The sequence below is a fragment of the Streptomyces sp. LX-29 genome (genome assembly GCF_029541745.1).
Taxonomy (GTDB): Bacteria; Actinomycetota; Actinomycetes; order Streptomycetales; family Streptomycetaceae; genus Streptomyces.
Window position 1 is genome coordinate 6,742,305 of record NZ_CP089746.1, and the last position, 15,693, is coordinate 6,757,997.

Below are 15,693 nucleotides of genomic sequence, written 5' to 3' on the forward strand. Positions count from 1 at the left end.
AGGTGCTCACCGACCCCGGGCACCTGCTGCTCTTCGTCGCCGCATCCGTCGCGATCGTCGGACTGCCCGGACCGAACATCCTCTACATCTGCACCCGCAGCATGACCCAGGGAACCGCCGCCGGGCTGGTCTCCGCGCTCGGCGTGGAGACCGGCACGCTGGTGCACGCCCTGGCCACCGCCTTCGGGGTCGCGGCGCTGGTCTCCGCCCAACCATGGGCGCTGGAGGCCCTCACCCTCCTCGGTGCCGGCTACCTCGCCCACCTGGGCGCCCGGTCACTGGCCGAGGCACGCTCCACCGACCGCGCGGACGGCACAGCCGCCTCGACCCACCGGCTGCCGCGCGTCTACGGCCAGGGAGTCCTCGTCAACCTGCTCAACCCGAAGGTCATGCTGTTCTTCCTCGCCTTCCTCCCCCAGTGGGTGAGCGACGGGGCCACCGGCGCCCAAGCCCGAACGGAGATGCTCGTCCTGGGCACCATCACCTTCCTCCTCGGTCTGGTCATGGACCTGGCGTACGCGTCAGCCGCCGGTGCGCTGGGACATCGGCTGCCCACCCGGGCCCTCACCGGTCGCTCCGCCAAGTACACCGTGGCCGCCGTGTACTTCGGCCTCGCGATCGCCACCGTACTCACCTGACATCGCCCACGCGCGTGCCGCGGCGCGGCCGGCCGCTCTCCGCGGGCGAAGTACGCTGCGGCCACACCAACGCAGCCTCACACGCCGGGTGCGGGCCGCACGGTGACCCCGTTCCGCTCAAGCAGCGCCGCCGTCACCCCGTCACCCGGCACCAGCTCCCCGGCGAACGACCCGTCGTACACCACACCCCGTCCGCACGACGGACTGCGCGGCATCAGCAGGGCCTCCGTGCAGCCCGCGTGCCGCGCCGCCGCGAGTGCGCGCCGCGCTCCGTCCACGAACTCCGCTGTCACGTCACGCCCCGTGTCCTCGACGACCCGCGCCGTCCCGTCGAGCACGTCGTGCCCGTCGCCGCCCACCAACTCCGCCGGCCGCCGCGGTGTCGCGAGCCCGCCCGCGACCTCAGGGCAGAAGGAGACGACTTCGCGACCGGCCACCGCCTCCTCGATCTCCGACGACGCCTTGTGACGCCCGTCGAACCGGCACGGCACCCCGCGCAGACACGCGCTGACCAGGATTGCTTCCATACCGCCAGGCTAGCCATAGGGGGATCGGCTGGTGCGGTCGTCGGTCTACGGGGCGGACACCCCTCGCAACTCCAGGCAGGCCATCTCTGGGTCAGCCTGCACCTCGCCGTCATCAACCCCGGAGGTGTGACTGAGCGCTTCGGTCGGACAGTTGAGAAGTGGCGCGCCCACACCGTCCGCCCAGCCGGCCTCACCGTCAGCACTCTGTGTCATTATGCGGACGCGCCCCAGAGGAGTGGGCCGCGGACTACTGATTGCCAGGGGTTGAGGATGGGCGCGGGTACGGAGCCGGACGGCTCGTCGAGGTCCGACGAGGAGTGGGAGCGGTTTCTGCGCGAGTCGGTGGCGGGTGCCGCCGACGCGCCGAAGGAGCCGTCGGCGCGGGCCCGCGAAGTGGCAAGGCGGCTGCGCGCGGAGCCCGGTCACGGCCCGGAGGGCTGGCGCAGCTACACGCCCGCGCGGCCCAAGCGGCGCACGGGCTGGTACGTGGTCGGGCTGCTGGCCTCGCTGGTGCTGCTGGTAGTGGCGCTCGTGCCGGAGCGGATAGTGAACCTGTTCGCCGGCGCCGACTCCCCGACGCTGGCGGACCGCCCGACCCAGGCAGCCCCGGCGGAGGCGGCCCAACGCCCCACCATGGACGAGCCGTTCCGCGGATCGCCGGCGGCGAGCTGGGCGAGCGGAGCGGCGGGGATCACCGTGCCGAAGGCCGGGGCCGTCGGCTGGATGAGCGCGGCCGAGGTCGAGCGGGCCCTCGCCAGCAGCCGGGACTTCCTCGTCGCGTCCGGTCTGGACCGCGGGGTGCTGCGGGGTGAGCGCCCCGAAAAGGCGATGGCACTGATCAACCCGCACCAGAAGGACGTCCAGGACCTTCTGAAAACCGCTTTCCGAACCCCGAGCGAGAAGAACGACCCCCTCCTCCTCTTCAGCCGCTTCGAGCCCTCCCGCACCCACCTGGTCGGCGACGTCGTGAAGACCCGGGGCGAGCTCACCTACCAGAAGGGCGAGCGCGGCGCGCTCCAGGTGACCGCCGACGTCACCTTCGTCTACCCGGTCACCCGCGCGGAGGCGAGCGGCGACGAGATCGTGCGCACGATCGTCCGGCGCGAGCTGGTCCTGAGCTGGGACGACCCTGACAAGGTGATCACCGAACCGGGCACGTTCTCGATCGTCTCGTACAAGTACCACATGACCAACGGCGGCTGCGGAGCCCCCACGGGCTACTTCACCCCGCCCTTCGGCACGGACCGCCGGGCGGACGGAGCCGGCACGGAGATCGACCCGTACGACCGCAGCGCGCCGGTCGGGCGGGGCGAGTCCTCCGGGGACGAGTGCGAGAGGGCGACGCGGTCCTAGGCAGTTTCGTTTGGATCAGCCGGTCGTTGGTCTGGGTGTGCCGTTGACTGACGCGCAGTGGGCGCGGATCGAGCCGTTGCTCCCGGACCGGACGCCGAGGCGCGGTGGTCGGTGGCGGGACCATCGGGAGGTGATCGACGCGATCGCCTTCAAGTTCCAGACCGGAACCCAGTGGGTGCACCTTCCGGAGAAGTACGGCAACTGGCGAGGCGTCTACAACCGGCTGCGTATGTGGGCCGTCGACGGCACCTGGGAGCGAGTGTTCACCGCTCTCATAGCCCAGGCCGACGCGGACGAGGACCTGAACTGGGCCGTCTCTGTGGACTCCACGATCGTGCGAGCACACCAGCACGCTGCCGGGGCCCGCAAAAGGGGGCCCCGGCTGGAGAACCGGCCGACCACGCCATCGGCCGGTCCCGCGGCGGGCTGACCACGAAGATCCACCTCGCGGCCGACGGCGACTGCCGGCCCCTGGCCTTCGTCCTCACGGCCGGCCAGGCCGGCGATGCACCCGCCTTCGGCGAGGTCATGGCCCGTCTGCGCGTTCCCCGCCGACGTGGACGACCTCGCACCAGGCCGGACGTCGTCCTGGCCGACAAGGCGTACTCCTCACGTGCGATCCGCGAGCATCTACGCCAGCGCGGCATCCGGGCAGTGATCCCCACCCGGGCGGATCAGCGCGGCCACCGGCTGCGTCGCGGCAGACACGGTGGGAGGCCACCCGCTTTCGACCGTGACGCGTACAAGCAGCGCAATACCGTCGAGCGGTGCATCAACCGCCTGAAGCAGTGGCGAGGGATCGCCACCCGCTACGAGAAGACAGCGGTCATCTACCTGGCCGGACTCCACATCGCGGGCATCTTCCTCTGGTCCGCTCGGTGATCCAAACGAAACCGCCTAGCGGGCGTTACCCGGTGGCGGCCACCCCGACAAGTAGGCGGGGCAGGCGGAGTCGGACGGAGCAACGGACGGCGCGCGTGTCCGGCTTGGCACCGGGACCGTCGGTGTCGGCGCGGGGTCGTACACGGCCCCCGAGGAGCACCTCTTCTGCTACGCCCGGTGCCCCGGGGACGGACCGGTCGATGGGGACGGCGGCAACCGGCGGGGCACTGGGGTCTGATGTAATCGTCCCCGGACGATCCCCGGAGTTGGGATCACCGGAGGCGGGATCACGGCTGGGGGGACGTTGGAAGAGCTGGGTGCCGCAGACCCGCGGCAGGTGGGGCGCTACCGGATCCTCGCGCGCCTCGGCGCGGGCGGCATGGGCCGGGTGTATCTGGGTCGTTCCACCAGCGGCCGCATGGTCGCCGTGAAGGTGGTGCGCGCCGAACTCGCGGAGGACCCCGACTTCCGGCGCCGGTTCGCCCGGGAGGTCGAGGCGGCCCGACGGGTGACCGGGTTCTTCACCGCGGCGGTCGTCGACGCCGACCCCGAGGGCTCCCCCGCCTGGCTCGCCACCGCTTACGTCCCCGGCCTGCCGCTCGACGCGGCGATCCGTGCTCACGGGGCGTGGCCCCGACGGTCGTTACTCGTCCTGGGGGCCGGCCTGGTCGAGGCGCTGGAAGCCATTCACGCCACGGGGCTGATCCACCGGGACCTGAAGCCGTCGAACGTGCTGATCGCCGTCGACGGTCCGCGTGTCATCGACTTCGGCATCTCCATCGCCACGGAGGCGAGCGTCCTCACCCGGTCGGGCGTGGTGATCGGCACGCCCGGCTTCATGTCGCCCGAGCAGGTGACGGGACGTCAGATAGGCCCCGCCAGCGATGTGTTCTCGCTCGGCGCGGTCCTCGCCTTCGCTGGAACGGGTACGCCGCCGTTCGGCATCGGATCGCCGCACTCGGTGAACTTCCGTGCCGTGTACGAGGCCCCCGACCTCCAAGGGCTGCCCGCCGACACCGACTTGGTCGCCCGGTGTCTGGAGAAGGACCCCCGTGGTCGGCCCACGGTGCCGGAACTTCTGGCGGAGTACGCCCGGTTGCTCGGCGAGACGGATGGACCGACCGACGGGGGCGGGCTGCCCAAGGAGACCGCCTGGCTACCGGAGGCGGTGGCCTTGGCGGTCACCCGCCCGGCCGGTTCCGGTCCCGCGCCTGCGGACGCGTCGGCGGACACCCCGGGCGGTGCGGACGGTGCCGAGGATGCCGGCGCGGAGGGCGGTGCCGGGTCGGCCCCCACGCCGCCCGACCCCCGGGACGCCCTGGCCAAGAAGCGCACGCCGGCCCCGGCCACGCCCGCCACGCCGGCCCCGGCCACGCCCGCCACGCCGCCCACGCCGGTCCTGGCCACGCCCGCCGTGACGCCGGCCGCGCCGCTGCCGCCTCCGCCGCTGCCATCGAACTCACCGCCCGTACCGACGCGGGCACCGGACCGGACGCCGGGCCAGGAGCCGGAGGGGAGTCCGGCCCCGGTCTTCGGCCCGGCGGCCGCCGCGATGACCCCGCAGCACCTCGGTGGTGAGCCGGCCCTCGCCTCCAGGTGGACGCCCGCCTCTCCCGCCACCACCCCCGGCCGTCCCGCCGCCCGCCCGGGCGGCCGGGCCCGGGCTCGCCGCATCGTCGCGATCGCCATCGCGGCGGCGCTGGTCGGTGGCGGCATCACCGCCCTCGTCGAAAACCTGGGCAAGGACAAGAACAAGAGCAACAACACCGGTACCGGGAAAAGCAGAGGTTCGAGCTCGCCCTCCGGCGACACCACTTCCGCCGCCGGCTTCGACGCCGCCGTCGACAAGGTGGTCAACCCCTCCTCGAAGAAGGGCGGCACGCTCCGCCTTGCCACCGCCATGGACGCCGACTCCTGGGACCCGGCCCGCGCCTACTACGGCTGGGTCTGGAACGTGCAGCGGCTCTACAGCCGCACGCTGCTCACCTACGACGCCAAGCCCGGCGCAAAGGGCCTCGAACTCGTCCCGGACCTGGCCGAGGCGCAGCCCGAAGTGTCGCCCGACGGAAAGACGTACACCGTCAGGATCAAGTCCGGGCTGAAGTTCGAGGACGGCACGCCCATCACCTCCCAGGACGTCAAGTACGCGATCGAACGGACCTTCGCGGCGGACGTCATCGACGGCGGACCTACCTATCTCACGGAGCTTCTGGACCAGGGCCAGAACTACCGGGGCCCGTACAAGGACAGCGGCGGCACCGGTCTGAAGTCGGTCGAGGCGCCGGACGAGCGGACACTCGTCTTCCGTCTCGACGAGCCCGACTCGCGGTTCCCGCACCTGCTGGCCATGGGGGCGACCGCCCCCGTGCCCAAGTCGAAGGACACCGGCGCCCGTTACGGCTCGAAGCCGGTCGCGTCGGGGCCGTACCGGTTCGACTCGTACAGCCCGGGCAAGTCGCTCGTCCTGGTGCGCAACAGTCACTGGAACCCAGCGACCGACCCGATGCGCAAGGCGCTGCCCGACCGCATCGAGCTGACCGTCTCCGCCGCACCGGAGCAGGTGGCCGCGCACCTCATGGCAGGCACCGCCGACTTGGACGCGTCTCAGGTCGGCCTGCCCCCGGCCGCCTCCGCCAAGCTCATGGCCGACCCGAAACTGAAGGCCAACGCGGACGCCCCCTTCTCGGGCGTTATCCGAACCGTCGCGATGGTGTCCAACACGGCGCCCTTCGACAACAAGCACTGCCGTAAGGCCGTCCTGTACGCGGCCGACACCACCGCCCTCCAGACCGCGCAGGGCGGTCCGACCACGGGCTCCCGCTACGGCAACATGCTGCCCCCGACCGTTCCGGGCAGCGATGCCTACGACCCCTTCGACCTCACCACGGGCAAGCCCCGGCTCGCGAAGGCCAAGGAGGAACTCGTCGCCTGCGGACGCCCGAACGGCTTCGCCACCAAGCTCGTCGTACGCAACAACAGGCCCAAGGACGTGGCCTCCGCCGAGGTGCTCAAGCAGGCTCTGAAGGCCGCGGGCATCCAGGTCGAGATCGAACAGCTGGAGTTCACGCGGTACCTCGACACGGTCGGCAACCCCAGCGAGGTCGAGAACAAGGGCTACGGCCTCATCATGACCAACTGGGGCTCCGACTACCCCCACGGATCCGGCTTCCTGCCGCCGCTGGCCGACGGCCGCCTGATCCTCCCGAACAGCAACACCAACTACGCCCAGGTCGACGATCCGGCGATCAACACCCTGTTCGACCAGGCGACGGCGGAGACCGACCCCGACAAGGTGACCGAGCTCTACCGCGCCCTCAACCACAGACTCACCGACGGCGCCCATTACCTCCCGGTCGTCGCCGTGAGATCCCTCAACTACCGCAACCCCCGCCTCACCAATGTGTACGTCAGCCGGGCCTACGGCATGGTCGACCTCCAGGCGGTCGGCGTCGACGGGGACGACGCGGGCTGAGCCCTGTGGGGCGGAAGGTCAGCACACCCGAAGGCGTACAGCGTCGTACGGGCGTCCGCGGGGACGCTCTTGTACGGCGTGCCGAGTGCGCCGTCCTCGTACCAGGTCAGGGTGACGGCGTCGGCCACCTGCGGCGGTCCGGGACGGCGCCTGGGTGACCTGCGGGGGAGCCGACCGGACACCGTGGGCGGCGTCACGCACGAGGCGCACTGCACACACGTATGCCGAACGGCCAACAAGGTGAACCTGGCCAACCCGCAGGCAGGGAAAGCACCGGACGACGCAGAGGGGAGGTCTGATGGTGTGCGATCCACCCTGACGGCCGGTTCGGCACGGATCTGCACTGGTGCCGCCGAAAGGCCACCCCGCCTCCGCACCGGCAAGACATCCGAGGAGCAGGAACGACGATGGCACCCGATCCGACTACCGCCCAGGTGACCGTGACCCTGGCTGCCCTCGCAGCCACCGGGGCCACCCCACGTCCGTCCGGGGAAACCCTGCAACAACAGACCGAACGAATCATCACCGGCATCAACGCGCAACTGAGCGATCCCAGCCTTGCGACGCAGGGTGCGTGGAAGCTGGTGTGGCTCGCCCTGAGCGAGGCCAACGCGAACATGGCCTACATCGCACGGAGCACCAACGGCTCGAACGAGTTCGCCGTAATCGCTCGCGGAACGGACGCCGATCTGATCGACATCCTCGAGGACCTCGATGTCGGCACAGTCGTCCCGTTCCCCGAAAGCGGATCGCCGAAGCCCATCGCCGTTTCCAAGGGGGCGATGGACGCGTTCACACGGGTTGTCAACGCCCGCTCGATCGCCTCACCCTCCCCGAACGCCACGCTCGCTCAGGCGCTCACCGCCGCGCTCAACTCGGCGCCCGCCTCGCCGCAGCCGACCGTCTACCTGACCGGTCACAGCCTGGGCGGTTGCATCGCCACCATGCTCGCGCTGTACCTGCAGGCACAGACCTGGCCGAAACAGCCGAAGTTCGCGGTGATCACCTATGCCGCTCCCACCGCCGGCGTACAGAGCTTCGCCGACTACTTCGACTCCGTGCCGTGGGTCATCGACGAGCGCCACAACAACGCCTACGACCTGGTACCGCACGCGTGGGCCGATCTCGACACCACCGCCGGCTGGTACCCGAGCCCGGGACCGCAGGCGACCGACGAAGTGAAGCTGCTCATCGGGGCGATCTCCCAGCGCACCAAGGGCAACGTCTACGTCCAGCCGGGCACGCTCTGTCCGATGAACACCAGCTACACGAGCCTTGCCAAGAACCTGGTCAACAAGACCACCCAGGACTTCCTCGGCCAGGTCGCCTTCCAGCACGCCAACTCCACCTACCTGGACCTGGTGGGGGCGCCTGCCGTCCCTTCCGCGCCGGTGGTGACCAGCGTGACCCCCACCTTCGGCGAACCAGGCGCCACGGTGACCATCAACGGCACCGGTTTCAGCAAGGACAGCATGGTCGACTTCGGCCACTTCGCCTGCCCCACGCGCAACGTCGACTCCGACAGCAGGATCACCGCCAAGGTCCCCAACGGAACCGGCGTCGTCCACGTCCGCGTCACCAACACCCTCGGCACCTCCCCGGCCGTCGCGATGGGGCAGTTCGCCTATGGCGGACCCGCACCTGTGGTGGTCAGTGCGGTCAGCCCGACCAGCGGAAAGGTCGACACCCTGGTCACCATCAGCGGCTCGGGCTTCGCCCATGGCGCCACCGTGCACTTCAAGGACAAGCCATCCGATGCGGTCACGTTCCTCTCCACCGGCCAGATCACCGCAACCGCGCCCGGTCAGCTCGACGACCACCAGACGGTGAACGTCACCGTGACGGTCGGCAAGGCCACCTCTCCCACCAGCCCGGCCGACGAGTTCACCTACACCGGACGGTAGCGTCCGCAGGCCCCGTTCCCGGGGTGGCCCTTCGAGCGGCCCCGGGCCCTTGCCGCCGACCGGTCGAATGTATACGTGCCGGACAGCCGGGCCAGGGCCCGGCTGTCACATCGGCGCGTGTTCGCCGGTCAATCGGTATGGCAGGGACGGGAGTCAGGACGGCGTGGGGGCGAGCGACGCGGCAGCCTGCCAGGCGAACCCGTCCGGGTCGGTGAAGGCGTCGGCGGTGCCGCCGAGGACGATGCGGTGCGAGCCGGTGCCGTCGGCGGGGACGCCGAGGTCCTTGGCAAGGGCACGACGCTTGTACAGCGCCAGCTTGACGGGGCTGGACTGACCGGGGGCGAACTCGGCGTACTTGCCACCGAAGCTCTTGGCCACGGTCAGGCCCCGGCCGACGTAGAACTGTTTGGTGGCCTTCACGCCCTCGACGCCGAGCAGCAGGACGACCTCGTCGATCTCGCGGGTGGCGGGGCCGGTGTCCTTCTTCGCCGAGGTCGCGATCTTCCAGATCGTCCCGTCCGGGGCCTGGACGACGCCGCTGTAGCCCCACAGCGACTTCGCGGCGGGCTTCAGCACCGTGGCGCCGGCGTCCACGGCGGCGCCGACGAAGCCGTCGACGGTGGCCGGCCCGGACACCGTGAGGGCCAGGGTGAAGCCGCGGAATCCGGTGGAGTGCGCCTCGGACGCCCGCAGGCGTATGTACGTGTCCACGCCGAAGGCGCTGTAGAAGCGGCGAGCGGCCTCAAGGTCGGCTACCTCAAGGGTGACGGACGCGAGGGACGTGTTGGCGGCGGTGGAAGTGGTGGTTGCCATGACCATCACGCTAGGGGCTGCGCGGCGGCCGGGGCTTCTCGATTCCTGACCGGTCTTGAGACTTGCTTCGCCACGCACGCCGGCATCCCCTCCACCGTGAGCGCCGACCCCGCGTCGCGGGCCGTACCCGCAGCATCGACATGGTCGGCCGCCGCATCCGCCGCATCCGCCGCCTGGCGCCGGAAGGCTCCGGGCGGCATGCCGACCAGTTCGGTGAAGCGGGTGGTGAACGTTCCCAGCGACGCGCAGCCGACCGTGAAGCAGACCTCGGTGACGCTGAGGTCGCCCCGCCGCAGCAGCGCCGTCGCCCGCTCGATGCGACGCGTCATCAGGTACGCGTACGGCGACTCACCGTAGGCGGCCCGGAACTGCCGACTCAGGTGCCCGGCGGACATGTTCACATCACGGGCGAGCGCCTCCACGTTCAGCGGCTGCGCGTACTCCCTGTCGATCCGGTCGCGGACGCGGCGCAGCCGCGCGAGATCAGCCAGACGCTGCGCCTGCACGCGCGCACGCTGCCATTCAGGCTTACACATGAGAACCCTCCCCTTCGTCTTTCGTCTTCTCTTTACATCGGCGTCTTCGAGCGTCCGGGGTGCCCGCCTCGGCCGGCACCCTGGACGCTCGGTGGTGTGGACCGGCCCGCCGGACTCGACCAGCCGCCGTCGAGCAACTTACGGACAGCAGCGGGATGGAGTCCGGCCTCATGACCGGTTCAACGAGGACCCGGACGCGGCCCGTGCGGGCGACCGGGACGGCAGGCACTTCCGCTCTGGTGCGCCGCCGAGTCCCTTACCGGGGGTCGCGACGTAGGCCCGCACGGCCGCACCGATACCCGCACAGCTCAGCGCAGCTCCTGGATGCGGACCAGGTTGCCCGCGGGATCGCGGAACGCGCAGTCGCGAACGCCGTACGGCTGCTCGGTCGGCTCCTGGACGACCTCGGTATCACCGGCCTGCACCTTCTCGAACGTGGCGTCGAGGTCCGGGGTGGCCAGCAGGATCCAGCCGTAGGTCCCCTTGGCCATCATCTCGGCGATCATGCGGCGCTCGTCCTCGGTGACGCCGGGATCGGCGGCAGGCGGCGCCAGAAGGATCGACGTGCCCGGCTGACCGGCCGGGCCGACCGTGATCCAGCGCATCCTGCCCTGCCCGACATCGCTGCGGACCTCGAAGCCGAGGACGTCGCGGTAGAAGGCGAGCGACGCGTCCGGGTCGTCGTGCGGAAGAGAAGTCGTGTGAATGGTGATGTCCATGGCGAGCAGGCTAGAGGCGGCTCCGTGAACGGCGCTTCTCGATTCCTGATCGATCCGGACACGCCCGGACATTCGGATACGTCGGGCCGCAACGAATTTCGCTGCGGTCCCGGATCGTGCGGATGCTCGAGAGAGCTCAGCGACCTGGTGCCAGCCATGGATCGAGTTCGAAGAGCTGTCGCTCCGTGCGGTACGGGGCAGCTCCTCCGAAGTCCTCGATCGCCCGTCTCAGGAGTTCCGGATCCGCGCGCACTGTGCCGAGATCCGTCAGGAGAACGTAGGACGAGTGCTGGAACAAGCGGCCACGAAAGTAGTACGTACGGCCCTTGAGCAGGTCGGTAGGCTCCGGTACGGCGACCTCGGCTCGAGGCCGTACCACGAGGACATTCGTGCGCACTGCCCACCACGGTTCCCATGGGGGTTGTCGCAGTACGCCCAGGTAGGAGATGTCACTCCAGGGTATGCATATGGATGTGAGCGGCTCCTGATTGACCATGAGATCGAGCGCCAGGCCCTCGGCGCTGATCACGAGTCGTTCGGACTCGCTGTCGTCTGCCGCGCGGTACCACGACAAGAGCGCCGGGAGCAGCAGAACAATGGCGACGATGAACCAGCCGTGCCCCAGCACGACCCTCGGGTACAGGACGGCCATGAGCAACGTGAGGAAAGCCGGCACTACGCACCCGATGCCCCTGGCGCGCCGCCGGGCACTCGTCAGAGCCGGGGGACTGGCGAAGCAGACGGGTGTCTTGTGCGGAGGGCGGTGGGGTGCGACGCCGATCGGCACGGGTCCGCGCACCAGGGCGAGGCCACCTGCGGTGTTGACCGCCTGGCGCCGGGGACGGGGGAGACCCCGGCTGGCCAGCGCAGTGTCCACGTGTGCGTAGATCCCGTCGAGCGTCAGTGGCTCGGCGGAGCCCAGGGCGTCCAGCAGAGCGCCGGTGAACGCGGTGTACCGCTCGCCGGGTGGCGCGTGCGAGGGGGAGGTTGCCGTGGTCGACGTGAGGATGTACGTGCCGGACAGCTCCGACTGGCCGAACACCAGATTGCGCGGATTCGCCATGGCCGTGACAGCCCGCCCCGAGAAGCAGCAGTCGAGTAGCAGGACCCGGGCCTTTGCCCTCGCCCGGCTCAGGTCCCTCTTGAGCAGGTCGAGCGGGATGCCCGTCCACCCTGGGCGGGCCGACTGCGTGTCGGGCAGTGCCAGATGCAGCATGCCGTCGTCGTCCAGCAACCCATGGCCGCCGTAGTAGACCAGCAGCAGGTCACTCGCCTGTTCGGCAGCCCGGGAGAGGGCGGTGCCGACCTCGACGGTCGAGGCGGGATTGCGGAGGACGTGGCAGTTCGCTCCCGCGATCACACCGTGCTCGCTCCTGCGGAACCTGGATCGTGAGCTTGGGCTCACCTGCCTCAGACATGTCCCCATGGTGCCAGGATCGTCCGGAGGTCGCCGTGGTATCGCCGATCAACTTACCGAGCACAAAGGGGCGTTGCGTGGGTGCTGTCAGCGCCGGCACCGATCAGGTTAAGGCGGGGTGGCGTCGGCAGACAGCGAAACGAGCGATGCTCTCCGGTGGGTTGAGTGAGATGTCCAACGTCTCGACTCGATGGTCGGAGTCGACACCGAGCCGACGGCACAGCCCCAGGCCGCGGCGGTCACGTGCTCTGGTCGAAGTTCCGTGCAGCTGATCCGCCCCGCCCTGGCCTGGCGTATGCCCTGTTTGGATCTCCGATGCGCCTATTCGAGTACCTTCCGGACGTCCCTGAGTGAGGGACGCGCGGTGGGGGGTATGTCGTTTCGGGTGAGGTGACCTTGGGATCCATGAGGAGATGAGCCATGTACGCCGTGGTCCGCCGGTATGAAGGGGTGACTGATCCTGCCGAGGCGGGACGGCGGGTGGACGAGGGATTCGTGCCTCTCCTCCGCCAGGTCCCGGGCTTCGTGGCCTACTACTGGATCGACGCGGGGGGTGGGGTGATGGTCTCGATGAGCGTCTTCGAAGACCAAGCCGGAGCCGAAGAGTCGATCAAGAGGGCGGCGGACTTCGTACGGGACAACCTCGCGTCACTGCTCCCCAACCCTCCCCAGGTCACGGCCGGCCAGGTTGCGGCTGCTGGGTGACGGCCTCCGGAGGGGTACCGGATCCCGTGGATGTGGACCAGTCCGAGGAGCCGACGAATCCTGCGGCTCAGAGCGCGGGGCCCTCGGCGACGGCCAGCATGTTCTCGATGAGGTCAGCAGCGCGCGGGGTGCCACCCTCGGCCCAGGCGGCGGCCTGCAACCGCTGGGACCGTTCGACGCGTTCCGGATCCGTGACCAGGTCGTTCAGCGCCGCGCGAAGGGTCTCGGCATTGGCGTCAGCGGTGTCCACACGGCGGGCGACGCCGAGTTCCACGAGCCGGTCGGCGTTCATGAACTGCTCGGCTCCCTGCGGCACGGCGATCATGGGAACCCCGGCGAGGAGCCCTTCGCCGCAGCCGCCCATGCCGGCGTGGGTCACGAAGGCGTCGGCCTGTTCCAGGATCGCCCGCTGCGGGACCCAGGAGTGCACTTCGACGTTGGGCGGGATGGTGCCGAGTTCCTCGGGGTCGGTGTACTTGCCGATCTGGAGGACGACGTGCCAGCCAGGCAGGTCACCGAAGGCCGCGACGCACTGGCGGTAGAACGCGGGCTGGCGCGTGTACGCCGAGCCGAGCGAGATCAGCAGCACCTTGTCCGCGGCCGCCGGGCGGGTCCAGCCATCCGTGTCCGCTCGGGTGTCGAAGCAGGGGCCGACGAAGGTCACCGTGTCGGTGTCGACTCGATCGGCGTGCGGCTGCATCGCTCGCGGGATCAGGGCGAGGGCCCTGGCGGGCGGGCCGGAGAACGTGTCCACGTCCGTGGTGGTCGCACCGCAGTCGGCGAGCCACCGCGCGAACCTGTCCCGGTACGCGTCGGCGCCCGGCAGCTTCCGCAGATGCGCCGCGACGTCCTCCTGGTAGCCGTCCCAGCCGACGAACGTCGGAGACAGCTGCACGAGGGGACGGCCCTGCGCTTCGGCGAGGGCACGCGCGGCATAGGCGCCGATGTCGTAGAGGTACAGGTCGGCCGGATCGTCGTCGTAGGCGGCGCGCAGTCGCGGGAGCGCCTGGACGGCGTCGTCGAGGAAGAGGCTCGCCGCGGCGATGGGGTCGGCAGGCCAGTCGTTGTCCGCGACGGGCAACGTGGAGGTGCAGGGCACCAGCTCCGCGCCGGCGGACTCGATCCAGTCGGCCACGAACGGGTCGTTGGCGTAGGTGACCCGGTGCCCGCGGGCCACCAACTCACGGATGAGCGCGAGGCTGGGCAGGACATGGCTGACGACGGGGACGCCGACCATCGCGATGTGGGCGCGGCGACGGGGCATGGGCGATCACTCGTTTCTGGCGCGGGACGGGTGCGGGCGGTGTGGCGAGGACGCGATGTCAGGGCCGCTCGATCTGCGCGGCGGCCTCCTCCAGGTCGGCGACGGTCCCCGACATGATCGTCCGTACATGCCTGGTGATGTGCTGCACGGGCCAGTCCCACCACGCCACGGCCAGGAGCCGAGCGATGTCCGCAGCGTCGTAGCGGGTGCGGATGAGCTGGGCGGGGTTGCCGCCGACGATGCCGTAGTCGGGGACGTCGCCGGTGACCACGGCGCCGGCGGCGATGATCGCGCCGTGACCGATGCGTACACCGGGCATGACCATCGCGCCGTGGCCGAACCACACGTCGTTGCCGACGACCGTGTCGCCCCGGCCGGGCAGGTCGGTGATCAGGTCGAAGTGCTCCGCCCAGGAGCCCCCCATGGTGGGGAACGGGAAGGTGGAAGGACCGTCCATGCGGTGGTTGGCGCCGTTCATGATGAACCGGGTGCCCGTCCCCAACGCGCAGTACTTGCCGATGACAAGCCGCTCGGGACCGTAGTGGTACAGGACGTTGCGCGTCTCGAACGCGGTCGGGGCGTCCGGATCGTCGTAGTAGGAGAAGTCACCGACCTCGATCAGCGGCGACTTCACCAACGGCTTGAGCAGAACCACGCGCGGGTGCTCGGGCATCGGGTGGAGCACGGTGGGGTCGGCGGGAAAGGGCGGCATCGCGGAGGCGGTTCCTCTCTGGTGGACCTAGGGCGACAACTGTCGCGTTAAGATGCTGGCACAGCCCTGCCGTCTTGATCAACCGGATACTGATTGCCGATGACAGACCCACTGGACACGACGTCGGACCGCCGTCCGGGCGGTCGCACCGCCCGCATCCGCGCCCAGGTTCTCGATGCGGTGCGCGCCGAACTCGCCGAACGCGGTCACGAAGGACTCACGATGGAGGGTGTCGCGACGCGGGCCGGAGTGCACCGCGCCACGGTCTACCGGCGTTGGCGCGATGTCGGCGGTCTCCTCGTCGACGTCATCGCCGCCGCCGGCGAGATCGACTGGCTGCCGCCGGACACCGGCTCGCTGCGCGGCGATCTGACGGCCCTCAACCAGGAGATCCAGGAGTCTCTGGTCGTACAGCCGTCGTTCGCCGTCGCCTTGATGGCCGCCTCGTTCCACTTCGAACAGGCCGCGCGGGCCCAGACGCAGCTGTGGACAGACCGGTACGCCCAGTGCGAGATCCTCGTCGAGCGCGCCATCGAGCGCGGTGAACTCCCCGCACAGCACACGGACGCGCGGAGCCTGCTGATCGCCGCCACGGCACCGCTCTACCACCAGCTGGTACTCCTGCGTGCCGATCCGGACCCGCGACTCCCGGAACGGGCCGCGGAGACGGCAGTCCTGGCGGCTTCCGCGGGTGCCTTCTCCGTCCGTCGGGAAGGGAGCGTGTGACCGGCCGGCGGCGACCTTCGCATGC

At 70.2% G+C, this 15,693-nt stretch carries 14 protein-coding genes; 7 read left to right on the plus strand and 7 right to left on the minus strand.

Annotated elements, in window-relative coordinates:
- The first annotated feature begins 2 nt into the window (after window positions 1-2).
- Complete coding sequence (locus LRS74_RS28395) at window positions 3-638, plus strand: LysE family translocator (protein ID WP_277744979.1); 636 nt, start codon at window positions 3-5, stop codon at window positions 636-638.
- Between the two features lie 77 nt (window positions 639-715).
- Here LRS74_RS28395 and LRS74_RS28400 read toward each other — a convergent pair whose 3' ends face one another.
- The gene (locus LRS74_RS28400) at window positions 716-1,165 is read right to left on the minus strand and encodes a DUF523 domain-containing protein (protein WP_277743653.1); all 450 of its coding nucleotides are present in this window, start codon (window positions 1,163-1,165) and stop codon (window positions 716-718) included.
- A gap of 270 nt (window positions 1,166-1,435) precedes the next feature.
- On the opposite strand from LRS74_RS28400, the gene LRS74_RS28405 reads away from it, so the two are divergent.
- The 4 genes from LRS74_RS28405 to LRS74_RS28420 all read left to right on the plus strand — a co-directional run bounded on the left by LRS74_RS28405 (window position 1,436) and on the right by LRS74_RS28420 (window position 8,776).
- Complete coding sequence (locus tag LRS74_RS28405; protein WP_277743654.1) at window positions 1,436-2,518, plus strand: hypothetical protein; 1,083 nt, start codon at window positions 1,436-1,438, stop codon at window positions 2,516-2,518.
- A 10-nt stretch (window positions 2,519-2,528) separates the two neighbouring features.
- Window positions 2,529-3,400, plus strand: a protein-coding gene (locus tag LRS74_RS28410) for an IS5 family transposase (protein WP_277738995.1) whose coding sequence is annotated in 2 segments (ribosomal slippage) — window positions 2,529-2,889 and window positions 2,889-3,400 — 873 coding nt in all. Because the reading frame shifts where the segments join, the coding sequence is not laid out codon by codon here.
- 304 nt (window positions 3,401-3,704) lie between these two features.
- On the plus strand, window positions 3,705-6,872 hold the full coding sequence (locus LRS74_RS28415; protein WP_277743655.1) for an ABC transporter substrate-binding protein: 3,168 nt from the start codon (window positions 3,705-3,707) through the stop codon (window positions 6,870-6,872).
- A 407-nt stretch (window positions 6,873-7,279) separates the two neighbouring features.
- Window positions 7,280-8,776 carry an IPT/TIG domain-containing protein gene (locus tag LRS74_RS28420; protein ID WP_277743656.1) on the plus strand — a complete coding sequence of 499 codons (1,497 nt, stop codon included), beginning with the start codon at window positions 7,280-7,282 and terminating at the stop codon, window positions 8,774-8,776.
- 153 nt (window positions 8,777-8,929) lie between these two features.
- Here LRS74_RS28420 and LRS74_RS28425 read toward each other — a convergent pair whose 3' ends face one another.
- The 4 genes from LRS74_RS28425 to LRS74_RS28440 all read right to left on the minus strand — a co-directional run bounded on the left by LRS74_RS28425 (window position 8,930) and on the right by LRS74_RS28440 (window position 12,204).
- Window positions 8,930-9,595: a glyoxalase gene (locus LRS74_RS28425; RefSeq protein WP_277743657.1), complete on the minus strand. Its 666-nt coding sequence runs from the start codon at window positions 9,593-9,595 to the stop codon at window positions 8,930-8,932.
- The gene (locus LRS74_RS28430) at window positions 9,595-10,125 is read right to left on the minus strand and encodes an AraC family transcriptional regulator (protein ID WP_277743658.1); all 531 of its coding nucleotides are present in this window, start codon (window positions 10,123-10,125) and stop codon (window positions 9,595-9,597) included. The genes LRS74_RS28425 and LRS74_RS28430 overlap by 1 nt, the downstream gene beginning before the upstream one ends.
- A gap of 308 nt (window positions 10,126-10,433) precedes the next feature.
- On the minus strand, window positions 10,434-10,844 hold the full coding sequence (locus tag LRS74_RS28435) for a VOC family protein (RefSeq protein WP_277743659.1): 411 nt from the start codon (window positions 10,842-10,844) through the stop codon (window positions 10,434-10,436).
- Window positions 10,845-10,980: 136 nt separating this feature from the next.
- On the minus strand, window positions 10,981-12,204 hold the full coding sequence (locus LRS74_RS28440; RefSeq protein ID WP_277743660.1) for a caspase family protein: 1,224 nt from the start codon (window positions 12,202-12,204) through the stop codon (window positions 10,981-10,983).
- Between the two features lie 477 nt (window positions 12,205-12,681).
- On the opposite strand from LRS74_RS28440, the gene LRS74_RS28445 reads away from it, so the two are divergent.
- Window positions 12,682-12,966 carry a hypothetical protein gene (locus LRS74_RS28445; RefSeq protein ID WP_277743661.1) on the plus strand — a complete coding sequence of 95 codons (285 nt, stop codon included), beginning with the start codon at window positions 12,682-12,684 and terminating at the stop codon, window positions 12,964-12,966.
- Window positions 12,967-13,033: 67 nt separating this feature from the next.
- Here the strand turns inward: LRS74_RS28445 and LRS74_RS28450 are convergent, their stop codons facing one another.
- Together LRS74_RS28450 and LRS74_RS28455 are read right to left on the minus strand one after the other, a co-directional pair.
- On the minus strand, window positions 13,034-14,230 hold the full coding sequence (locus LRS74_RS28450) for a macrolide family glycosyltransferase (RefSeq protein WP_277743662.1): 1,197 nt from the start codon (window positions 14,228-14,230) through the stop codon (window positions 13,034-13,036).
- Between the two features lie 58 nt (window positions 14,231-14,288).
- Window positions 14,289-14,942: a CatB-related O-acetyltransferase gene (locus LRS74_RS28455; RefSeq protein WP_277743663.1), complete on the minus strand. Its 654-nt coding sequence runs from the start codon at window positions 14,940-14,942 to the stop codon at window positions 14,289-14,291.
- Between the two features lie 99 nt (window positions 14,943-15,041).
- Here LRS74_RS28455 and LRS74_RS28460 point away from each other — a divergent pair, with 99 nt between their 5' ends.
- Complete coding sequence (locus tag LRS74_RS28460) at window positions 15,042-15,668, plus strand: TetR/AcrR family transcriptional regulator (RefSeq protein WP_277743664.1); 627 nt, start codon at window positions 15,042-15,044, stop codon at window positions 15,666-15,668.
- Window positions 15,669-15,693: the final 25 nt, after the last annotated feature.

What these genes read in the sequence shown, in the direction of transcription:
- LRS74_RS28400 (WP_277743653.1), bottom strand. Translation starts at nt 1,165, where the DNA reads ATGGAAGCAATCCTGGTCAGCGCGTGTCTGCGCGGGGTGCCGTGCCGG.
- LRS74_RS28405 (WP_277743654.1), top strand. Translation starts at nt 1,436, where the DNA reads ATGGGCGCGGGTACGGAGCCGGACGGCTCGTCGAGGTCCGACGAGGAG.
- LRS74_RS28420 (WP_277743656.1), top strand. Translation starts at nt 7,280, where the DNA reads ATGGCACCCGATCCGACTACCGCCCAGGTGACCGTGACCCTGGCTGCC.
- LRS74_RS28425 (WP_277743657.1), bottom strand. Translation starts at nt 9,595, where the DNA reads ATGGTCATGGCAACCACCACTTCCACCGCCGCCAACACGTCCCTCGCG.
- LRS74_RS28430 (WP_277743658.1), bottom strand. Translation starts at nt 10,125, where the DNA reads ATGTGTAAGCCTGAATGGCAGCGTGCGCGCGTGCAGGCGCAGCGTCTG.
- LRS74_RS28435 (WP_277743659.1), bottom strand. Translation starts at nt 10,844, where the DNA reads ATGGACATCACCATTCACACGACTTCTCTTCCGCACGACGACCCGGAC.
- LRS74_RS28445 (WP_277743661.1), top strand. Translation starts at nt 12,682, where the DNA reads ATGTACGCCGTGGTCCGCCGGTATGAAGGGGTGACTGATCCTGCCGAG.
- LRS74_RS28450 (WP_277743662.1), bottom strand. Translation starts at nt 14,230, where the DNA reads ATGCCCCGTCGCCGCGCCCACATCGCGATGGTCGGCGTCCCCGTCGTC.
- LRS74_RS28455 (WP_277743663.1), bottom strand. Translation starts at nt 14,942, where the DNA reads ATGCCGCCCTTTCCCGCCGACCCCACCGTGCTCCACCCGATGCCCGAG.
- LRS74_RS28460 (WP_277743664.1), top strand. Translation starts at nt 15,042, where the DNA reads ATGACAGACCCACTGGACACGACGTCGGACCGCCGTCCGGGCGGTCGC.